Below are 17,933 nucleotides of genomic sequence, written 5' to 3' on the forward strand. Positions count from 1 at the left end.
GCCCTCTGACATGCACAGACATCACGCGTGATCATGCACGGATTCGGTGACACCTCCGCCGACCAGCCCGCCCACCGTTCGTGATCATGCTCACATTCGGTAATACCCCTGCCGACCTCGTCTTTCACCGAGCGTGATCATGCGCACTTTCTGCGATTACACCACTGACCTGCGGAAACATCGTGCGTGATCATGCATTTCCCGCCGGCCTGCCGTACGGCGCAGCGGCGTGAACGGGCAAGCAAAGCCCACAGGACGACCCCGCGCATGATCACGACGACCCTTGACGCACGTCAGCGGGCATGTCCGCGAACTTGCGCATGATCACGATATGCGTTTGCCCACCTCAGGCATCCCGCGACCGAACCTGTGCATGATCACGCGCAATGAAGGCGCACGTCGGAGGTCATGATCACGAACTTGTGCATGATCACGGCGGGGAGGGTGGGAGGGGGTTAGCTGGGGACGTCGGCGTAGGAGTGGAGGCCGCTGAAGAAGATGTTCACGCCGATCAGGTTGAAGAGCAGGCAGGCGAAGGCCACCAGCGACACGATGATCGCGGCCTTGCCCCGCCACCCGGCCGTCGCGCGGGCGTGCAGGTAGGCGGCGTACGCCACCCAGGTGATGAACGCCCAGACCTCCTTGGGGTCCCAGCCCCAGTAACGGCCCCAGGCCCGGTCGGCCCACATCGCTCCGGCGATGACGGCGAACGTCCAGATCGGGAAGGAGATCACGATCGCGCGATGCGTGATGCGCTCCAGGTCCTTCCGGCTCGGCAGGACCGACGCACGGTCGTCGTTCCGGATCAGGTAGAGGACGGCGCAGACGCCGGCCAGGATGAACAGGCCGCTGGCGACGATGGCGGCCGTGACGTGGATGGCGATCCAGTAGGAGTGCAGCGCCGGCATCACCGGGCCCGCCTGAACGTGCAGGAAGAGCACGGCGAACCCGAGCCCGAGCGCGGCCGTCACGGTGACGAAGGCGCCGAGGAACCGGATCGGCTGGCGGGTCATGAGCACCAGGAAGGCCGTCACCGCGGCGAAGCAGATGGCCACCACGAACTCGTACATGTTGGCCCAGGGCCAGCGGTCCACGGCGATGCCGCGGGTGAGGATGCCGGCGAGGTTGCCCGCCCATGCGATCCACGTGAGGACGACCGCGATGCCGCCCGCTCTGACCGCCCATGCCTCGGGCTCCGGCTCGCGAGGAGTCTCTGGCAGGACGTCGGCCGAGGGCAAGACGTCGGCCGAGGACGCGCCCACGGCCACCGGTTGGCGCTTCGCGGCGGCGACCGTGCGCACCCGGCCGAAGGCGAGTTCCAGGGCATAGCCGATCATGGCGGCGAGATAGAGGAGGACGGTCGCCAGGATGAGCTGATCGCTCAGGGTGGCGAGTCCCGTGTTGACCTGGGACGACATCTCTACTCCTCGTCGGGGCCTGTGCTCGGCTCAACTGGTGCGGCGGCGGGCCGGTCCCCGGCCTGAGGAGCCTGAGAGTCCGGAGAATCCTGAGAGTCACGGAGGAGGGAGACGAGTTCGGCGAACTCCTCGGAGAAAGCGCCGCTATCGCCTTCCGTGCGGGTCAATCCTCCCACTGTGACTTTGCGGTCCGTCATCCGGACCCAGACCCGGCGCCGGCGGATCATGAGGGAGAGCACGAGGCCGAGCACCGCGGCCGCGGCAGCCCCCAATGCGGGGAGACGGCCGGGGTCGCGAGTGGTCTGAAGGGTGATCCATTCCTTGACGCCGGTGAACTGGATCTTCCCGGCGCCGTCGGGCAGGTCACGCGTCTCACCGAGGGCGAGCGGCGCCGCAGGCTGCGCGGACATCTTGCCGAGGGGCTTCAGCTTGTCGGAGTCGAGCACGTAGACCGACTGCGGCTGGCCCGAGTCGAGGCCGAGGTCACCCTTGAAGGAGCCGATGATCTGCACCGTCGGGTTGACCGCGGCGGGGAAGATCGACACCCAGGCGTTCCCGTTCGGCACCGTGCTCGGCAGGAAGCGCGCCACGAACCCGAGCTGGGTCGGCTGCGCGTCGGGCACCTTGATGGTGCATTCGGAGGTGTAGGTCGCCTGGTCGTCGACGAGGCACGGCACGGGCCCGTCGAAGGCCACCTGGCCCTTCCCGTCGGTCACCTTGAACGTGGGGGCGTAGCCGTGCCCGATGAGATAGGTCAGCGTGCCGTTGACGTCGAGCGGGTCGTTGACCTTCAGATCGACGTCACGGGGGGCGGACGACGGCGTGTCCTGCACGGAGAGCTTCGCGCTGTAGTCCAGCGGCTGGCCCATCTTCTCCCCGGACCCGACGTAGGAGGCCTGGAAGTCCTTGAGCGTGAAGGAGAACGGCGTCAGCGACTCGGCCGAGACCCGCTGCCCCGGCATGAACCGGTCATAGGCCGCGACCGTGTTGGCGAAGCCGTCGCCCTCGACCACCAGCACGTTGCCGCGATAGCCGTACAGGCCTCCGGCGCCGACCGCGAAAAGCAGCGCGAGCAGCGCGACGTGGAACAGGAGGTTGCCGGTCTCGCGCAGGTAGCCCTTCTCCGCCGCGACCCAGTCCGGGCCCGTGACGACGCGGAAGCGTTTCCTGCGCAGTTTCGCCGCGGCCTCCTCGACGGTCAGCCCGCCCTCGAAGGCCTCGCCGTACGGCAGGCGCAGGAGGTTGCGCGGCGCGGCCGGCGGCTTGCGGCGGATCTCCTTGACGTGGGACAGCGCGCGGGGAAGCACGCACCCGGCGAGTGAGACGAACAGCAGCAGGTAGACGGCGGCGTACCACGGCGCGGTGAACACGTCGAAGAGCTGGAACCGGTCCAGCCACTTCGCCTCGGTGGGCGAGTTCGCGAAGTACTGCGCCACCTTGTCCGGGTCGACGCCGCGCTGGGGGAAGATCGAGCCGGGCACGGAGCCGAGCGCGAACAGGAACAGCAGGATCAGCGCCGTGCGCATCGAGGTGAGCGTCCGCCAGCCCCAGCGGAGCCAGCCGATCACTCCCAGGCCCACGGGCCGCGCGGGCTCCTTGGGGGCGGACTCGATCGCGACGGACGCCTCGGGCGTTCCGGTCGTCTCGGTGTCGGGCGGCACAGTCATCAGATCACCGGTTCGAATCCGCCGACCCAGCCCTGCAGGCCGGCGATGAGGTCGCCCCAGAGTCCGGTCACGAGGAGCAGACCCACGCAGACCAGCATGGCCCCGCCCACCCTCGTGATGACCACGGTGTGGCGGCGCACGGCCGCGAACGCGTGCAGGGCCTTGCGGTAGGCGAGACCGGCCAGCACGAAGGGCAGTCCGAGTCCCAGGGCGTAGACGAAGGCGAGGGCGGCGCCTCTGGCGGCGCTGCCCTGGTCGACGGAGAGGGTGAGGACCACGGCCAGCGTGGGCCCGATGCACGGCGTCCAGCCGAGCCCGAACACCACACCGAGCAGCGGAGCCCCGGCGAGGCCCGCCGCGGGGAAGCGGCGGATCCGCACCTCGCGCTCCAGACCCGGGATGAGGCCGATGAAGGCGAGGCCGAGGACGATGGTCAGCACGCCCAGCACGCGGGTGATCACTTGGGAGTTCCCGAGCAGGACGCCGCCGACGCCGCCGAACAGAGCCCCGCCGAGCACGAACACGGCCGCGAAGCCGAGCACGAACAGGGCACTGCCGAGCACCATCCTGCCGCGCTTCGGGTCGCCGCTCATGCCCGTCACGTACGACAGGTAGCCGGGAACCAGTGGGAGCACGCACGGGGACACGAACGACACCAGGCCGGCCAGCAGTGCGATCGGGAGGGCGAGCACCAGCGAACCCGTCGCGACGGTGCTACCGAGATCACTCATCGCTCACCTTGGTGATCGCGCTGAGCAGTTCGTTGTACTTGACCGCGCCGAGCGCGCGACCGGCGATGCGGCCCTGGCTGTCGATGATCAGCGTGGAGGGGATGGCCGCCGGCGGCACGGTGCCCTGGAACGACAGCAGCACCTTGCCCGTCTTGTCGAAGATGCTGGGATAGCCGGGCTGGACCCTGCGGTCGTAGGCCTGGGCGGACGCCTGCAGGTCCTTGAAGTTGATCCCGACGAACTGCACGCCCGCGGCCTTCGTCTTGGCCGCGATGTCCTTGAGCACCGGCGCCTCGGCCCGGCAGGGGGCGCACCACGACGCCCAGAAGTTCAGGACGTAGACCTTGCCGGTGGCGAGCTTCTCCGTCGCGCCGTCGATCGTCGCGCCCTCGATCGCGGGGGCCTTGTGCCGTTCGGCGGCGGAGAACACCTGGACCTTGCCGTCGCCCGCGACGAAACGCGTGCCACCGGGGTCGGAGGACGACTGACCGCCCGCGCAGCCTGCGAGGGCTGTCACGGCCAGAGCGGCGATCACGGGCAGGCTCTTGGCGGTCACGGGAGGCGATCTCCTTGCACTACAGCCGGTAGAGCAGTAACTCTACCGACCACACCGGTCGCTGGGACCGTCGGGTCAGGCTCCCGGAACGGGATTGCCCTTGAGCAGCGAACCCGCGGGCTCGCTGTAGCCGACACTGATGAGACGGCCGTTCTCGAAGGTGAAACTCGTGAGGCTGGCCAGCGCGCACTGACGGCGGCGCGGGTCGTGCCACAGCCGCCGGCCCTCGGCCGCGAGGCGTGTCACCCAGATGGGCAACTGGTGGCTGACGAGCAGCGCCTCGTGGCCCCTCGCCTGCTCGCGCACGTCGTCGATGACCGCCTTCATGCGGGCGACGACCTCGCCGTACGGCTCGCCCCATGAGGGCTTGAACGGGTTTCTGAAGTGGCGGTAGTAGCGCGGGTCGCGGAAGACGCCGTCGCCACCGGCCACCCGCCTGCCCTCGAAGACGTTGGACGCCTCGATCAGGCGATCATCGAGCTTGACCTCGAGGCCCAGCGCCTCGGCCGACGGGGCCGCGGTCTCCTGGGCCCGCTCCATCGGCGAGCTGCGGATCTCCACGATGTCTCTGCCGCCGACCGCCTTGGCGACCAATTCGGCCATCTGCCTGCCGTTGGCCGACAGCGGATAGCCCGGCAGTCTGCCGTACAGGACGCCCTCGGGATTGTGGACTTCACCGTGGCGCAGGAGGTGAACGATCGTGCTCTCAGTCATGGCGAAGACAGACTACCCGGCATCGAGATCGGCGCACGATGCGCGCAGGGCCTCGACCGCGGCGCGGATGGCGGGACGCCGGGCCGCGTCGGTGCGCCATACGGCGTAGAGCCGCCGGACCGGCCGGGGCTGGATCGCCACCACGCTGACGTTCTCGGGCAGCGGGCCGCGCCCGAGGCGCGGGATCAGCGCGCATCCGTGCCCCTCGGCCACCAGGGCGATCTGGGTCGGGTACTCGTCGGCCATGCAGACGATCTCCGGCTCTCTCTCGACCGAGCGGAGCAGGAAACTCAGGAAGTCGTGACACACCGTGCCCGGGGAGGAGCTGATCCAGCTGTCACCGGGGAGGTCGGCGAGTTGCGCCTCACGCCTGCCGGCCAGCGGGTGATCGGCCGGTACGACGACGTCGGCGATGTCGTCCATCAGCGCGGCACGGGACAGGCCGTCGGGCATCGCCATCGGCCGGTTGAGCCAGTCCTGGACCACGGCGAGATCGATCTCTCCGCGCGAGACGTCCCGGAGTTGCCGCTCGGGCTCCCGCTCGTGGACCAGCAGAGCGAGGTCGGGGTGGTCCTTCTTCAGCCGGGTGAGGGCACGGGGAAGGATGCCGCGGGCCGCCGTGGGGAAGGCCGCCATCGTCAGTTTGCCCACCACGGAGCCGCGCAGGGCCTCGAAGTCGGCCTCCGCGGTCTCGACCAGAGCGAGGATCCTCTCGGCGTGGTCCGCCAGCAGCCCCGCCGCGTCCGTCAGCTTCACGCCTCGCCCGTTGCGCTCCACGAGCACCGTGCCGGTCTCCCGCTCCAGCTTGGCGAGCTGCTGGGAGATGGCCGAGGGCGTCACCATCAGAGCGTCGGCGGCGGCACCCACGGAACCGTAGACGGCCACCGCGTGCAGGGCCTTCAGCCGGTTGAGATCCAACATGTAAGCCAGTCTAAAGCATTCGCCTTAGAAAATCTTTCTTGTGCTCAACTATTAAGCGATGCGAAGATATGGACATGAGAATCTTCAACAAGCTCTTCACTAAGCCGTCCCGTCCCTCCCTGTCCGAGGTGTCGTATCTGGAGGCGCTCGCCACCAACGCGCGGCACAGCCGGACCGGTCGCCCCACCGCCGCCCGCTGACGCCCCGCATCCCCCCACCAGCGCATGCGCGCTCGTCACGTGGCCCTGGCGGTCGGTCTCGCGGCCGTCTGGGGCTTCAACTTCGTCGTCATGGACGCGGGGCTGAAGCACTATCCGCCGCTCATGTACGCGGCGCTCCGCTTCCTTCTGGCCGCCTTCCCCGCGGTGCTGTTCGTCGGGAGACCGCGGACTCCCTGGCGCTGGGTGCTCGCGACAGGAGCCACCCTCGGGGTCGCCCAGTACGGCCTGCTCCTCCTGGGCATGCGCGCCGGCATGCCTCCGGGGTTGGCGTCCCTGGTGATCCAGGTTCAGGCGGTCTTCACCGCGGCATTCGCGGTGCCGCTGCTCGGTGAGCGGCCCGGGGTCCGCCGCGTGTACGGCACGGCGATCGCCTTCGGCGGCCTCGCCCTGCTCACGATGGACCTGACAGGCACCGTCCCCCTCGGCGCGTTCCTGCTCTGCGTGGGCGCCGCTGCGGCGTGGGGCCTCGGCAACGTGTTCATGCGGAAAGCCTCGCCTCCCGACTCGCTCCGGTTCATGATCTGGGTGAGCGCCGTCTCCTCGGTGCCCCTGCTCGTGCTGGCCGTGCTGGTCGAGGGGCCCTCCTCGCTCGGCGTCCTCAGCGTCGAGGGCGTGGCCGCCGTGCTGTACACCGCTCTCATCTCGACCCTGGGCGGGTTCGGCGTGTGGGGCCTGCTCCTCGCCCGGTACAACGCCTCGGTGGTCGCGCCGTACGCACTGCTCGTCCCGATCTTCGGCGTGTCGTCGGCCGCGTTGTTCACCGGCGAGCCGATCTCCCCCCTTACCGTCGCGGCGGGCGTGCTGATCATGGCCGGCCTGCTCTACGCCGGCAGGCGCCCGGCGCCGGCCATCGCACCCGGCACCGGTTACCTGCGCACACTCGTCGTCCGCGCCAGGGCCCGCCGCGCCGCCTCCCGGCCCGACACGGTGCTGCTGCAACCCTCCGCCGAGCCGAGCGACCGCCCCACCCCGTGACTCAGCCGCCCTTATCTCTCTCAACTAAGGAGAGAATGGACGAAGAACACGGAGTCGAGCGGAATGGCGACGTTCGGTAACGACGACGATGCTGCGATCGGTGACATGAGCAGTGCACTCGAGTACCCGCCTCCATGGGGCTGGACCGCTGACGATCTCGATCACCTGCCGTCTGAAGGCCCGAACGGCGAGCCTGACGTCTTCAAGCACGTCGAGCTGATCGATGGAGCCCTCGTCTTCCTGTCACCCCGGCGACGGTTCCACCAACGCCTGATCCGCAGGCTCACGGAGCGACTCGACGCCCAGGCCCCCGACCGGCTCTCCGCCGTCGACCAGATGGATGTGAAGCTCGGGCCTCGGATGCGCCCGTGCCCCGACGTTCTCGTGGTCACCACGGAGGCGGCGGCCGACGATGAACGGACGTTCTACGTCCCCTCGGAAGTCCGTCTGGTCGTGGAGGTCGTCTCTCCGGATTCAGTCGACCGTGATCGCAAGACCAAGCCCCAGCGGTACGGCGAGGCGGGCATCCCGCACTTCTGGCGGGTCGAGGAGGACGACGGCCGGCCGGTCGTGTACGTCTACGAGATCGATCCGGCCACCGGCGACTACGGCCTGACCGGCATCCATCACGAACGGCTGGCCGTGTCCGTGCCCTTCCCCGTCGACATCGATCTCGCCGCGCTGGTCGAATGACGCTCAGGCCTGCGCGGCCGCCTTGGCGGCGATCGGAAGGGCCTCCGCGACGCGGGTGAGCGCCTCGTCGTCATGGGCGGCCGACAGGAACCACGCCTCGTAGGCCGACGGAGGCAGGTAGACCCCCTGGTCGAGCATGCTGTGGAAGAAGGCCCGGTAGGCGTCGGTGTTCTGCTCCCTGGCCGAGTCGAAGTCCGTGACGGGCCGGTCGGTGAAGAAGATCGAGAACAGGTTGCCCGCCCGCTGGAGCCGGTGGGGGACTCCCGCGGCGGCCAGCGCGTCGGACGCGGCCCGGCCGATCACCAGGGCGGAGGCGTCCACCCGGTCGTACACGTCCTCGTCACAGGCCTGCAGCGTGGCCAGCCCGGCGGCGCAGGCGAGCGGATTGCCCGACAACGTCCCGGCCTGGTAGACGGGCCCTTCGGGCGCGAGCGCGGCCATCACGTCGGCCCGTCCGCCGAAGGCCGCCGCGGGCAGACCGCCGCCCATCACCTTCCCGAAGGTCATCAGGTCGGCCTCGACGGGGTCGATGCCGTACCAGCCCTCCGCGGAGACCCGGAATCCCGTCAGGACCTCGTCCATGATGAGCAGGGCGCCGTTCTCCGTGCACAACTCGCGCAGGCGCCGGTTGAAGCCCTCCGCCGGCGGCACCACACCCATGTTCGCCGGGCAGGCCTCGGTGATCACACAGGCGATCTCGAACGACCGGAACGCCTCCTCCACGGCCTCCACCGAGTTGTACGGCAGGACGATCGTGTCGGCCGCCGACGCGCCGGTGACTCCCGGGGTGTCGGGCAGGCCGAAGGTGACCACTCCGGAGCCCGCCGAGGCGAGCAGCGCGTCCACGTGCCCGTGGTAGCAGCCGGCGAACTTGATGATCTTCGATCGCCCGGTGAAGCCGCGCGCGAGCCGTACGGCCGACATCGTCGCCTCGGTGCCCGAGCTGACCAGGCGGACCTTCTCCACCGGCTCGACCCTGGAGACGATCTCCTCGGCCAGCAGGACCTCGCCCTCGGTGGCGGTGCCGTAGGAGAACCCCCGCGACAACGCCTCCTCGACGGCCTCCACGACGGCGGGATGCCGGTGTCCGAGGATCATCGGGCCCCAGGAGCAGACGAGGTCGACGTAGCGGTTGCCGTCCACGTCGGTGATGTACGGTCCCTGACCTGCGGCCATGAACCGGGGGGTGCCGCCGACGGCGCCGAAGGCGCGCACCGGCGAGTTCACGCCGCCCGGGACGACCTCACGCGCGCGGGCGAACAGGGCCTCGGAGGATTGCGTTCGAGTCACGTCCCCAGATTAGGGGCCGGGTCCGCCGGCGGCCGTACCGGATCACTCGAGAGCGTCGGCCAGCAGGTCGAGAACGCGGAGTGGATCGGGCAGCGGCCGCCCGTCAGGAGGCCTGATCCAGGTCACCGCCCCTCCGGTGGACAAGGTCGACGACGGTGCGAGGACGTAGCTGTCACGACAGTGCCAGCGCAGGCCAGGCGTGTTGTCGATGGTCTCAGGATCGGCGTCGAGGTGGCAGGACCACCACTCGTCCTCGTCGTCGGGAGCGCCACGGGTGGCGACGAAAAAAAGAACCCGGTCGCCGTTGGCGGCGACCGGGCCGGTCTCGAAGCCTGCTGCGTCCATCGCGGCGAGGGCGGGCAGGCCTGCCGTCGCCGGTACGTCGAAGACGTCGAAAACCCTGCCTGTGGGAAGAATCACGTTGGTTTGGGGTTCCAGCTCCCACCACCGGGTCAGGAGCGCGGAGTCCGTCGTGGCCTGCATCTGCCAGGCAGGCGACAGAGGGTGCATGCCTGGCTCGGGACACCCGATGCGGTCACAGGAACAGGCACGGCCGCCCTCGTCGAGCGGATAGGCGCCCATGCACACGGGCCAGCCGAGTTGGGCGTATTCGAGCACCGATGTGATCTTCCGCGGCGCTCGGTGCGCACGCCGTTTCGTGCGACGAGCCAGCGGTACCCCCACCATGGTGCCCCTCCCCACAAGGAACGTGCTCCCGATAATGCCCTGTCGCCCCACACCGGTGTAGGGCGACCCCCCGTGATGGACGGTCAGGATAGTGTGCGGGCGACTTCTGTGGCCCAGTAGGTCAAGATCAGGTCGGCCCCGGCCCGCCGGATGGCGATGAGCGACTCCATGATGATCCGTTCCCGGTCGATCCAGCCGTTGGCGGCCGCCGCCTCGACCATCGCGTACTCGCCGCTCACCTGGTAGGCCGCGACCGGCACCTCCACCATCGCGCGCACCTGGCTCAGGATGTCCAGGTAGGCCAGGGCCGGCTTGACCATCACGGCGTCCGCGCCCTCGGCGAGGTCGAGCCGCACCTCTCGCAGCGCCTCGCCGACCGGCCCGGCCGGGTCCTGCTGGTAGGCGTTGCGGTCGCCGAACTGCGGCGCACACTCGGCGGCGTCGCGGAAGGGCCCGTAGAAGCCGGAGGCGTACTTCGCGGAGTAGGCGAGGATCGGGATCTCGGCGAAGCCCTCGGCGTCCAGCGCCGCGCGGATGGCTCCGACCTGCCCGTCCATCATGCCGCTCGGCGCGATCACCTGCGATCCGGCGGCCGCCTGCGCGACCGCGGCCGAGGCGTACCGCTCCAGGGTGGCGTCGTTGTCCACCTCGCCGGTGGCGGTCAGCAGGCCGCAGTGGCCGTGGTCGGTGTACTCGTCCAGGCATGTGTCGGTCATCAGGACCAATTGGTCGCCCATGTCCGCCGCGAGATCGCGCAGCGCCACCTGGACGATGCCCTCGGGATCGTCCGCGGCCGAGCCCCTGGCGTCCTTGTGGACCGGCACGCCGAACAGGATGACGCCGCCCACCCCCGCCTCCGCCGCCTCGTGGACGGCCTTGCGGAGCGAGTCGCGGGTGTGCTGGAACACACCGGGCATCGACCGCACGGGCTGCGGCTCGTCGATGCCCTCCTTGACGAACAGCGGCAGGATCAGCTCGGCCGGATGCAGCCGCGTCCCCGCGACCATTCGGCGGAGCGGTGCCGTACGGCGCAACCGGCGTGGCCGGGCCACCGGGAACTGAGCCAGGTCAGTCGCCGGCGGGAGATTGCGGGAACGCGCGTTCACTGTGGACTCTCCGCTCGGGTTCGAAAGGCCCCACATCGACGTCGAGGCCTCATGCGGTTCAACGCATCCGATCCGGGCGCGTCATCCCGCTCGCTCACTTCACGCGACGCCGGGCGCCCCTGCGAGTCTGGGAGGGCCGGCGAGGCACCTCGCCCGCGGAGATCGCCGCGTGCCGCTGCTTGGCACCATAGTCCGCGAGAGCCGCCGCCAGAGCGGAAGCCGATGGTTTGTCCGCCATCACGTCCACGCGCAGGCCGAACTCCTCGGCCGTCTTGGCGGTCTGCGGGCCGATCACGGCGATGACCGTGACGTTGTGCGGCTTGCCCGCGATGCCCACCAGGTTCCGCACCGTCGAGGACGAGGTGAACAGCACCGCGTCGAAACCGCCGCCCTTGATCGCCTCACGGATGGGCGCGGGCGGGGGCGCGGCGCGGACCGTCCGGTACGCCGTGACGTCGTCGCACTCCCAGCCGAGTTCGGTGAGCCCGGCGACCAGCGTCTCGGTCGCGATGTCGGCCCTGGGCAGCAGGACGCGGTTGATCGGGTCCAGCATCGAGTCGTACGGAGGCCACTCCGCCAGCAGCCCCTCCGACGACTGCTCGCCCGTGGGCATGAGGTCGGGCTTCACGCCGAACTCCACGAGGGCCTGGGCGGTGGGGTCGCCCACGGCGGCGACCTTGAGCCCGGCGAAGGCCCGGGCGTCCAGGCCGTACTCCTCGAACTTCTCCCGGACGGCCTTGACCGCGTTCGCGCTGGTGAAGGCGACCCACTCGTAGCGGCCCGTGACCAGGCCCTTGATCGCCCGGTCCATCTGCTGCGGGGTGCGCGGCGGCTCCACCGAGATGGTCGGGACCTCCTCCGGCACCGCGCCGTAGGACCGCAGTTGCTCCGAGAGGCCCTCCGCCTGCTCCTTGGTACGCGGGACGAGCACCCGCCAGCCGAAGAGCGCCTTGGTCTCGAACCACGACAGCCGGTCGCGCGCGGCGACGACGTCACCCACGACGATCACCGCCGGCTCGGTCATGCCCGCGTGCTTGAGATCAGGAGCGAGGCGGCCGAGCGACGACACGACCGTGTACTGCTCGGTCGTCGTTCCGTCGCTGGTGACCGCCACCGGGGTCGAGTCCGGCTTTCCCCCCGCGATCAGGGCCTTGCCGATCGGCACGGCGTCCGCGACGCCGTTGTAGATGACCAGGGTGCCCGTACAGGCGGCGTGCGGCGCCCAGTCGTCGACCTGCGCCGCGTCCACGACGCGGAACTCGGGAACACCCGGCGCCGGCGGGATGCCCGCGTAGGTCAGCACCGCGGTGGCGGGCGGCACGCCTGGAACGATCTCGAACTCGACGTCCGCCTTGGCGCACGCCGCGACCTCGTCGCCGACCGAGGAGAAGAACGACGGGTCTCCCGGGCACAGCCGGACCACGGTCCGCCCCGCCTTCGCGTGCTGGATCGTCCTCAGCGAGACCGAGTTCTCCGCGGCGTCCGGGGAGATGTCCATGACCTCCACGCCCGCGCGGCAATGGCGCAGCAGCGAGCCGTACGCCCCCTGGTCGAGAACGACGACGTCGGCCCTGCCCAGCAGGTCGGCGCCACGCAATGTGAGCAGGTTCTCGTCACCCGGCCCGGCGCCCACGAAGGCGACGAACCCGGAACGGGCCTGCGGACTGCGGTTCGCGGAGCTCAATGGGTCTGCTCCCCCATCAACGTATCGGCCCCTTCTGCGATCATGGCGGCCGCGAGATCACGGCCGAGGTCCATGGCCGCCGGAGGAGGTCCGGAGGCGGACTTGCGCACTGACCGCGCGCCGTCGGCGGAGACGACGACAGCGGTCAGATTGAGAATGTGCCCGTCACCGGACGCGAAAGCACCTACTGGTGCCGCGCAACCGGCCTCGAGGGCTGCGAGGACCGAGCGCTCGGCCGTCACGGCGGCCCGCGTACGCGGGTCGTCGAGCACGCCGAGCAGCTCGATCAGGTCTGTGCGGGAGGCCAGGCATTCGACGGCGAGAGCGCCCTGCCCGGGGGCCGGGACCATGGCGTCGACATCGAAGATCTCCGAGATCTCCCCGTCGCGCCCGATCCTTTCCAGGCCCGCGGCGGCGAGCACGACGCCGTCGAACTCACCAGAGGCTATCTTCCCGATGCGCGTGTCCGCGTTGCCGCGAATGGGCTGGTAGTCGAGGTCCGGCCGGAGCGAGCGGAGCTGGGCCACGCGACGCGGCGAACCAGTGCCGATCCGCGCCCCCGGCGGCAGGTCCGCCAGCTTGGCATTGCTGACCAGCGCGTCGCGCGGGTCGTCCCGGGGGAGGATGGCCGCGATCACGATCTGCTCGTCGGGCGTCGTGGGGAGATCCTTCAGCGAATGGACCGCGAAGTCGATCGCACCCTCGACCAGTTTGCCGCGCAACTCGCTGACGAAGACGCCGGTGCCCCCGAGCTGGGTCAGGTGGGCCTTGGTGACGTCGCCGAAGGTGGTGACGCCGACCAGTTCCACCTCCCGGCCCGTCAGGCCGGTCAGCCGGTCGGCGACGAACTGCGACTGCGTGGTCGCCATCAGGCTCTTGCGCGTCCCGAGACGCAGGGCGGCGCTCACTGCTCGGCTCCCATGTCATCGGACTTGCGGCGGTCGGCCTCGAGAGTGGCGAGCTCTATGCCCGAAACGGCGCCGGGCGCCTTCGGATCGAGATCGAACAGCTCGCGGAGCGCCTCGGCGTAGTGATCGCCCCCAGGCGAGGTGGCCAGCTGCTTCACCCGCACCGTGGGCTCGTGGAGCAGCTTGTCGACGACTCTCCTGACGGTCTGGGTGACCTCGTCGCGCATCCGCGCGTCCAAGGTCGGCAGCCGTGACATCAGCCGGCCGATCTCCGCCTCGACCACCTGCGCGGCCTTGCTCCGCAGCGCGACCACCGTCGGGGTCACCTTGGCGGCCCGCTCGGAGTCGAGGTAGGCGGTGACCTCCTCGGCGATGATCCGCTTGACGGCGGTGATCGCCTCGGCGTGCCCGCCGTCACCGGTGCCCGCTCCCAGACCGGCCTGCTGCATCGACTCCAGGTCGACGAGCGTCACGCCGGGGATGGCGCGCACTCCCGGGTCGATGTCGTGCGGGAGCGCGAGGTCGAGGAGGAAGAGCCCGCCGGGCTCGCGTGTCTCCATGGCGGCCATGACCATCTCCGCCGTGACCGCGCGGGAGCCGGCCCCCACACAGGAGATCACCAGATCGGCCTGGGCGAGCTCCGCGGGAAGATCCGCCAGGTAGGCGGCCCTCCCGCCGACCGTTTCGGCCAGCCGTACGGCACGGGCGTGCGTGCGGTTGGCGATGACGATGTCCGTGACGCCGGCGCGGGACAACGTCGCGGCGGACAGGGCGCTCATCGAACCGGCGCCGACGACCAGGGCCCGCCTGCCGGCGATCGGGCCGATCACCCGCTCGGCCAGGGTCAGGCCGACTCCCACCAGCGACGCGCCGGCACGGTCGATGTCGGTGTCGGTGTGCGCGCGCTTGCCGACGCGAAGAGCGTGCTGCGCGAGCTCGTTGAGCGAGGACCCCGCAGTGCCCTGGTTCTGCGCGAGCCGCAGGGCGGAGCGGAACTGCCCGAGGATCTGCCCCTCGCCGACCACCATCGAGTCGAGCCCGCAGGTCACGTTGAACAGATGCTGGACCGCCCGGTCCTCGTAGTGCACGTAGAGGTGCCTGCCGAGCTGCTCCTGGGGCATGCCGGAGTGCGCGCTCAGCAGATCGCTGATGGCGGTCACACCGCCATGGAACCGATCGACGTCGGCGTAGACCTCGACCCGGTTGCAGGTGGAGACCACCAGGGCCTCGGCCACGTGCTCGCTCTGGCTGACGTCGTGCAGGAGCTTTTCGAGCGCATCGCCGCTGACCGTGACGCGCTCAAGAAGCGCCACGGGAGCGGACCGATGGCTCAGCCCGACGACGAGGAGGCTCATGAGCTCGCTCCGATCGATCGCTCATTCACTTGTTCAACCCCGCCTGGCCACTCCTCGGCCATGATGGGCCCTCCATTGGCCTTGCGCTGCTCGTGGAACGCAAGGATCTGCAGCTCGATAGATAAATCGACTTTACGGACATCTACGCCCTCAGGCACATTCAGCACGACAGGCGCGAAGTTCAAAATACTCGTGACACCCGCCTCCGTGACCCGATCGCAGACATGTTGGGCCGCGGTCGCCGGCGTGGCGATCACCACGATCGACACCGCGCGACCGGCGATGACGGACTCCAACTCGTCGGTGTGCTCCACGACGAGACCGGCGATTCGGTCGCCGACCACTGCGGGATCGGCGTCCAGGAGGCCCGCGATGCGAAATCCCCTGGATGCGAACCCGCCGTAATTGGCGAGGGCCCGACCGAGGTTACCGACTCCGACGATGGCGACGGCCCAATCCTGGGTGAGACCAAGCTCACGTGAGATCTGGTAGATCAAGTATTGGACGTCGTAACCGACGCCACGCGTGCCGTACGAGCCGAGGTGGGACAGGTCCTTGCGGAGCTTCGCGGAGTTCACCCCCGCGGCCATCGCCAGGTCCTCCGAACTCACCGTGGGAGTTCCGCGCTCGGACAGCCCGTTGAGGGCACGCAGATAGAGCGGCAGTCTCGCGACGGTCGCGTCGGGAATGCCACGATCGCGTGCTTGCGGAATACGGCGTGTCACGTGCCGGTGCTCCAGGGGGACGGACGGCCGGTGCGTCCCCGGCCGCACGAGCGGATGCGACGGATGAACATCACATTAGTGCCTTTGTGAAGCTACGCACAAAGTGAGCGTCCGTTAACTGTCCCAGGACAACGGCCCGGTAGCGAATCCGACCCGCGTACACCGGCATATCCTGGGGCCATGTCCCCTCAGGATCACCGGATCACCCTGCTCGGCAAACCCGGCTGCCACCTGTGCGACGACGCCCGCGCGGTCGTGGAACGAGTGACGCGGGATCTCGGTGTGGAGTGGGAGGAGAGGGACATCACCGTCTCCCCCGAGGACCTGGCGGAATACGGGGAGATGATCCCGGTCGTCCTCGTCGACGGCGTCCAGCATGATTACTGGCGTGTGAACGAGACCCGCCTCCGCGCCGCCTTGCAGGTTTGATCTGCGCTCGCTCCGCTCGCGCGGGCTCAGCGTTTGATCGCCTCGCCTCCGGCAAGGCGGGCTCGGAGCGCCCTTGAGGCGATGCCTTCCCTCGTCGCTCGGGGTCGCTCGTTCCTCGCTTCCCCCTTACTCCTCAGTCCAGGCACCGCCGCGCCCCTCGCGTTCCACCTTGCTCCCCGACGTCAAGAGAGTCCTATGCCACTCTTGGGCGGCACTCGCACGGTGAGGGGCGCGGCCGTGTCTGGACTGAGGAACGCCCGCAGCGAGGCACGAGCGAGGACGTGACGAGGGAAGACGTGGCCTCTAAGGCGCACCGAGCCCGCCGAGCCGAAGGCGAGGCAATTGAACGCGGCGTCCCGAGCCCCGCGAGCGGAGCGAGTGCGTCAAACACGGTAGGCGGCGGGGAGGGGCACCACCTTGGCGGCGTTCACCGTGAGCTCGATGACATTGGTCGCCAGGACGAGCGGCTGCCGCTCGGTGGCGAAACGCTCCATGTGCGGCTGGCGCTGGTGCTCGGAGAAGCCCACCTCGTCGCGGTAGAGCTCGTAGACGATGCGCTGGAGCGGCGCCGACTTGACGGCGTGGCAGATGAAGATCAGCGTGTCGGGCTCGTTCCGCAGGACGGCCTCGACGGTCTCCTCCGCCAGCTTGTCGAAGGCCTCACCTGAGCCGTCCATCAGGGTGAACACGGTGAGGATGCCGTAGATGCCGGCCGCGGGCTTGACCGAGCCGTCCTGGCGCGACGCGGAGACGCCCTGACCGGCCGCCGCACCGAAGGCCGAGCCGAAGGCCGCGGCCGCGGCTGCGGGGAACGCCGGGCTGTCCACCACGGGCAACATGATGCCGGTGGCGGGCATGTCATGGGGATCGACCGGCGGGGCGCCGGGAGCAGGGACGCCGAAGTCGGCCTGGCGGGGCTGGCCGTACGGGTCGGGCATGATCAGCTGCCCTGTCGCCGGTCCCGCGAAGTCGTCCGGCCGAGCGCGGGGCCCGAAGCCGTCCGCCGATTGCATGCGGTTCGCGAAGTCGAGCTCGGCCTCCTCCTTCGCCTGGTACTCGGCAACGAGATCGCCCAGACCCGATCGCCGGGGCGCCGGGGGAAGAGGCGGGATGGGCGACGGGGCGGCGACCTGGGGCTCGTGACGGTCGGCGGCGCGCCGGGAGCGCGACATCCACTCGTCGGGCTCGTCGTCCTCTTCCTCGTCATCGTCCTCGTACGGCGCGAGCGGCCTGGCCACGGCGTACCAGATGCCTCCGGCAGTGACCGCCATGAGGACCACCACGAGGATCGCCGGGAGGCCCAGCTCCAGTGCCGCCGACAGCAGCATGCCCGCGGGGGCCAGCACGACCGTGGCCTGCATGTTGTCGATGTCGAAGTCGTCACCGTCACGCCAGCTCAGCAGGGAGACGGCCAGGGAGATCACCAACATGACGATCACGAGGCCGTGGACTCCGTGGAGCAGATACTCCGGCCAGATGTCCCAGTGCGCTCCGGCGTCGGGAAGCTCCTTGGAGAAGGCTCCCGAGATCGGGTCGAGCAGCAGGATGACCGCGCCGATGACCGTCAGCGCCGAGCCGATCAACCACCCGCCGAAGCGGGAGGAGCCCTTGTCCGCCAAAAGCTGAAGAACGCCGACCGCCAGCCAGAGCGGAGCCAGCAAAGACCCCGTGATCTGCGATATCCGGAAGATCCCGGCCCCGAAACCCGCGAGATGGCCGATCCCGATGGTCCCGAGTGACAGGGTCAGCGCGCCCGCGGCGACGCTCCAGGCGATCAGCCAACCCGTCGGCTCCTCTCGGAGGCGCCCGATCAGGACAGCTGTGGTCATCCCGGCGGTGAGGGCGCCGGCGAG

General features: G+C 69.6%; 18 protein-coding genes. 4 read left to right on the plus strand and 14 right to left on the minus strand.

What is annotated here, in order from left to right; translation table 11 throughout:
• Positions 1–455 precede the first annotated feature (455 nt).
• From ccsB to Pmi06nite_RS20435, 6 genes are all read right to left on the minus strand, one after another.
• The gene (gene ccsB / locus Pmi06nite_RS20410; RefSeq protein ID WP_203954652.1) at positions 456–1,418 is read right to left on the minus strand and encodes a c-type cytochrome biogenesis protein CcsB; all 963 of its coding nucleotides are present in this window, start codon (positions 1,416–1,418) and stop codon (positions 456–458) included.
• A 2-nt stretch (positions 1,419–1,420) separates the two neighbouring features.
• Positions 1,421–3,085: a cytochrome c biogenesis protein ResB gene (gene resB, locus Pmi06nite_RS20415; protein WP_203954653.1), complete on the minus strand. Its 1,665-nt coding sequence runs from the start codon at positions 3,083–3,085 to the stop codon at positions 1,421–1,423.
• Positions 3,085–3,816: a cytochrome c biogenesis CcdA family protein gene (locus Pmi06nite_RS20420; protein ID WP_203954654.1), complete on the minus strand. Its 732-nt coding sequence runs from the start codon at positions 3,814–3,816 to the stop codon at positions 3,085–3,087. The genes resB and Pmi06nite_RS20420 overlap by 1 nt, the downstream gene beginning before the upstream one ends.
• A complete protein-coding gene (locus tag Pmi06nite_RS20425; protein ID WP_203954655.1) occupies positions 3,809–4,372 on the minus strand; it encodes a TlpA family protein disulfide reductase in 564 nt (187 codons plus the stop codon). The genes Pmi06nite_RS20420 and Pmi06nite_RS20425 overlap by 8 nt, the downstream gene beginning before the upstream one ends.
• A gap of 75 nt (positions 4,373–4,447) precedes the next feature.
• A complete protein-coding gene (locus Pmi06nite_RS20430; RefSeq protein ID WP_203954656.1) occupies positions 4,448–5,086 on the minus strand; it encodes a histidine phosphatase family protein in 639 nt (212 codons plus the stop codon).
• A 12-nt stretch (positions 5,087–5,098) separates the two neighbouring features.
• Positions 5,099–6,007: a LysR family transcriptional regulator gene (locus Pmi06nite_RS20435; protein ID WP_203954657.1), complete on the minus strand. Its 909-nt coding sequence runs from the start codon at positions 6,005–6,007 to the stop codon at positions 5,099–5,101.
• Positions 6,008–6,081: 74 nt separating this feature from the next.
• On the opposite strand from Pmi06nite_RS20435, the gene Pmi06nite_RS42605 reads away from it, so the two are divergent.
• The 3 genes from Pmi06nite_RS42605 to Pmi06nite_RS20445 all read left to right on the plus strand — a co-directional run bounded on the left by Pmi06nite_RS42605 (position 6,082) and on the right by Pmi06nite_RS20445 (position 7,896).
• Positions 6,082–6,207, plus strand: a complete 126-nt coding sequence (locus Pmi06nite_RS42605; protein ID WP_275409584.1) for a hypothetical protein — start codon at positions 6,082–6,084, stop codon at positions 6,205–6,207.
• Positions 6,208–6,231: 24 nt separating this feature from the next.
• Positions 6,232–7,203 carry an EamA family transporter gene (locus Pmi06nite_RS20440; RefSeq protein WP_203954658.1) on the plus strand — a complete coding sequence of 324 codons (972 nt, stop codon included), beginning with the start codon at positions 6,232–6,234 and terminating at the stop codon, positions 7,201–7,203.
• Positions 7,204–7,308: 105 nt separating this feature from the next.
• The gene (locus Pmi06nite_RS20445; protein WP_239114052.1) at positions 7,309–7,896 is read left to right on the plus strand and encodes a Uma2 family endonuclease; all 588 of its coding nucleotides are present in this window, start codon (positions 7,309–7,311) and stop codon (positions 7,894–7,896) included.
• Between the two features lie 3 nt (positions 7,897–7,899).
• On the opposite strand, the gene hemL is transcribed toward Pmi06nite_RS20445, so the two are convergent.
• From hemL to Pmi06nite_RS20480, 7 genes are all read right to left on the minus strand, one after another.
• Positions 7,900–9,186, minus strand: a complete 1,287-nt coding sequence (hemL, locus tag Pmi06nite_RS20450; RefSeq protein ID WP_203954660.1) for a glutamate-1-semialdehyde 2,1-aminomutase — start codon at positions 9,184–9,186, stop codon at positions 7,900–7,902.
• A gap of 42 nt (positions 9,187–9,228) precedes the next feature.
• Positions 9,229–9,873, minus strand: a complete 645-nt coding sequence (locus Pmi06nite_RS20455) for a bifunctional DNA primase/polymerase (RefSeq protein ID WP_203954661.1) — start codon at positions 9,871–9,873, stop codon at positions 9,229–9,231.
• Positions 9,874–9,956: 83 nt separating this feature from the next.
• Positions 9,957–10,979, minus strand: coding sequence for a porphobilinogen synthase (hemB, locus tag Pmi06nite_RS20460; RefSeq protein ID WP_239114053.1), 1,023 nt, complete (start codon positions 10,977–10,979; stop codon positions 9,957–9,959).
• Positions 10,980–11,073: 94 nt separating this feature from the next.
• Positions 11,074–12,663 (minus strand): bifunctional uroporphyrinogen-III C-methyltransferase/uroporphyrinogen-III synthase, encoded by a 1,590-nt coding sequence (locus tag Pmi06nite_RS20465; RefSeq protein WP_203954663.1) that lies wholly within the window; start codon positions 12,661–12,663, stop codon positions 11,074–11,076.
• Entirely contained in the window at positions 12,660–13,571 is a 912-nt protein-coding gene (hemC, locus tag Pmi06nite_RS20470) for a hydroxymethylbilane synthase (RefSeq protein WP_275409585.1), read from the minus strand. The genes Pmi06nite_RS20465 and hemC overlap by 4 nt, the downstream gene beginning before the upstream one ends.
• A complete protein-coding gene (locus Pmi06nite_RS20475) occupies positions 13,568–14,926 on the minus strand; it encodes a glutamyl-tRNA reductase (protein ID WP_203954664.1) in 1,359 nt (452 codons plus the stop codon). Before Pmi06nite_RS20475 ends, hemC begins: the two co-directional genes overlap by 4 nt.
• Positions 14,923–15,651: a redox-sensing transcriptional repressor Rex gene (locus Pmi06nite_RS20480; RefSeq protein WP_203954665.1), complete on the minus strand. Its 729-nt coding sequence runs from the start codon at positions 15,649–15,651 to the stop codon at positions 14,923–14,925. Before Pmi06nite_RS20480 ends, Pmi06nite_RS20475 begins: the two co-directional genes overlap by 4 nt.
• Positions 15,652–15,831: 180 nt before the next feature.
• Between Pmi06nite_RS20480 and Pmi06nite_RS20485 the strand changes: the two genes are divergently transcribed.
• Complete coding sequence (locus Pmi06nite_RS20485; RefSeq protein ID WP_203954666.1) at positions 15,832–16,080, plus strand: glutaredoxin family protein; 249 nt, start codon at positions 15,832–15,834, stop codon at positions 16,078–16,080.
• Positions 16,081–16,463: 383 nt separating this feature from the next.
• On the opposite strand, the gene Pmi06nite_RS20490 is transcribed toward Pmi06nite_RS20485, so the two are convergent.
• Complete coding sequence (locus Pmi06nite_RS20490) at positions 16,464–17,909, minus strand: putative quinol monooxygenase (protein WP_203954667.1); 1,446 nt, start codon at positions 17,907–17,909, stop codon at positions 16,464–16,466.
• Between the last annotated feature and the right edge of the window lie 24 nt (positions 17,910–17,933).

This window comes from Planotetraspora mira, from assembly GCF_016863275.1.
In the GTDB taxonomy this organism is placed as follows: domain Bacteria; phylum Actinomycetota; class Actinomycetes; order Streptosporangiales; family Streptosporangiaceae; genus Planotetraspora; species Planotetraspora mira.

Bases quoted from the DNA above. Each gene is read 5' to 3' on its own strand.
- ccsB (WP_203954652.1), bottom strand. From the start codon at position 1,418: ATGTCGTCCCAGGTCAACACGGGACTCGCCACCCTGAGCGATCAGCTC.
- resB (WP_203954653.1), bottom strand. From the start codon at position 3,085: ATGACTGTGCCGCCCGACACCGAGACGACCGGAACGCCCGAGGCGTCC.
- Pmi06nite_RS20420 (WP_203954654.1), bottom strand. From the start codon at position 3,816: ATGAGTGATCTCGGTAGCACCGTCGCGACGGGTTCGCTGGTGCTCGCC.
- Pmi06nite_RS20430 (WP_203954656.1), bottom strand. From the start codon at position 5,086: ATGACTGAGAGCACGATCGTTCACCTCCTGCGCCACGGTGAAGTCCAC.
- Pmi06nite_RS20435 (WP_203954657.1), bottom strand. From the start codon at position 6,007: ATGTTGGATCTCAACCGGCTGAAGGCCCTGCACGCGGTGGCCGTCTAC.
- Pmi06nite_RS42605 (WP_275409584.1), top strand. From the start codon at position 6,082: ATGAGAATCTTCAACAAGCTCTTCACTAAGCCGTCCCGTCCCTCCCTG.
- Pmi06nite_RS20440 (WP_203954658.1), top strand. From the start codon at position 6,232: ATGCGCGCTCGTCACGTGGCCCTGGCGGTCGGTCTCGCGGCCGTCTGG.
- Pmi06nite_RS20445 (WP_239114052.1), top strand. From the start codon at position 7,309: ATGAGCAGTGCACTCGAGTACCCGCCTCCATGGGGCTGGACCGCTGAC.
- Pmi06nite_RS20455 (WP_203954661.1), bottom strand. From the start codon at position 9,873: ATGGTGGGGGTACCGCTGGCTCGTCGCACGAAACGGCGTGCGCACCGA.
- Pmi06nite_RS20475 (WP_203954664.1), bottom strand. From the start codon at position 14,926: ATGAGCCTCCTCGTCGTCGGGCTGAGCCATCGGTCCGCTCCCGTGGCG.
- Pmi06nite_RS20485 (WP_203954666.1), top strand. From the start codon at position 15,832: ATGTCCCCTCAGGATCACCGGATCACCCTGCTCGGCAAACCCGGCTGC.
- Pmi06nite_RS20490 (WP_203954667.1), bottom strand. From the start codon at position 17,909: ATGACCACAGCTGTCCTGATCGGGCGCCTCCGAGAGGAGCCGACGGGT.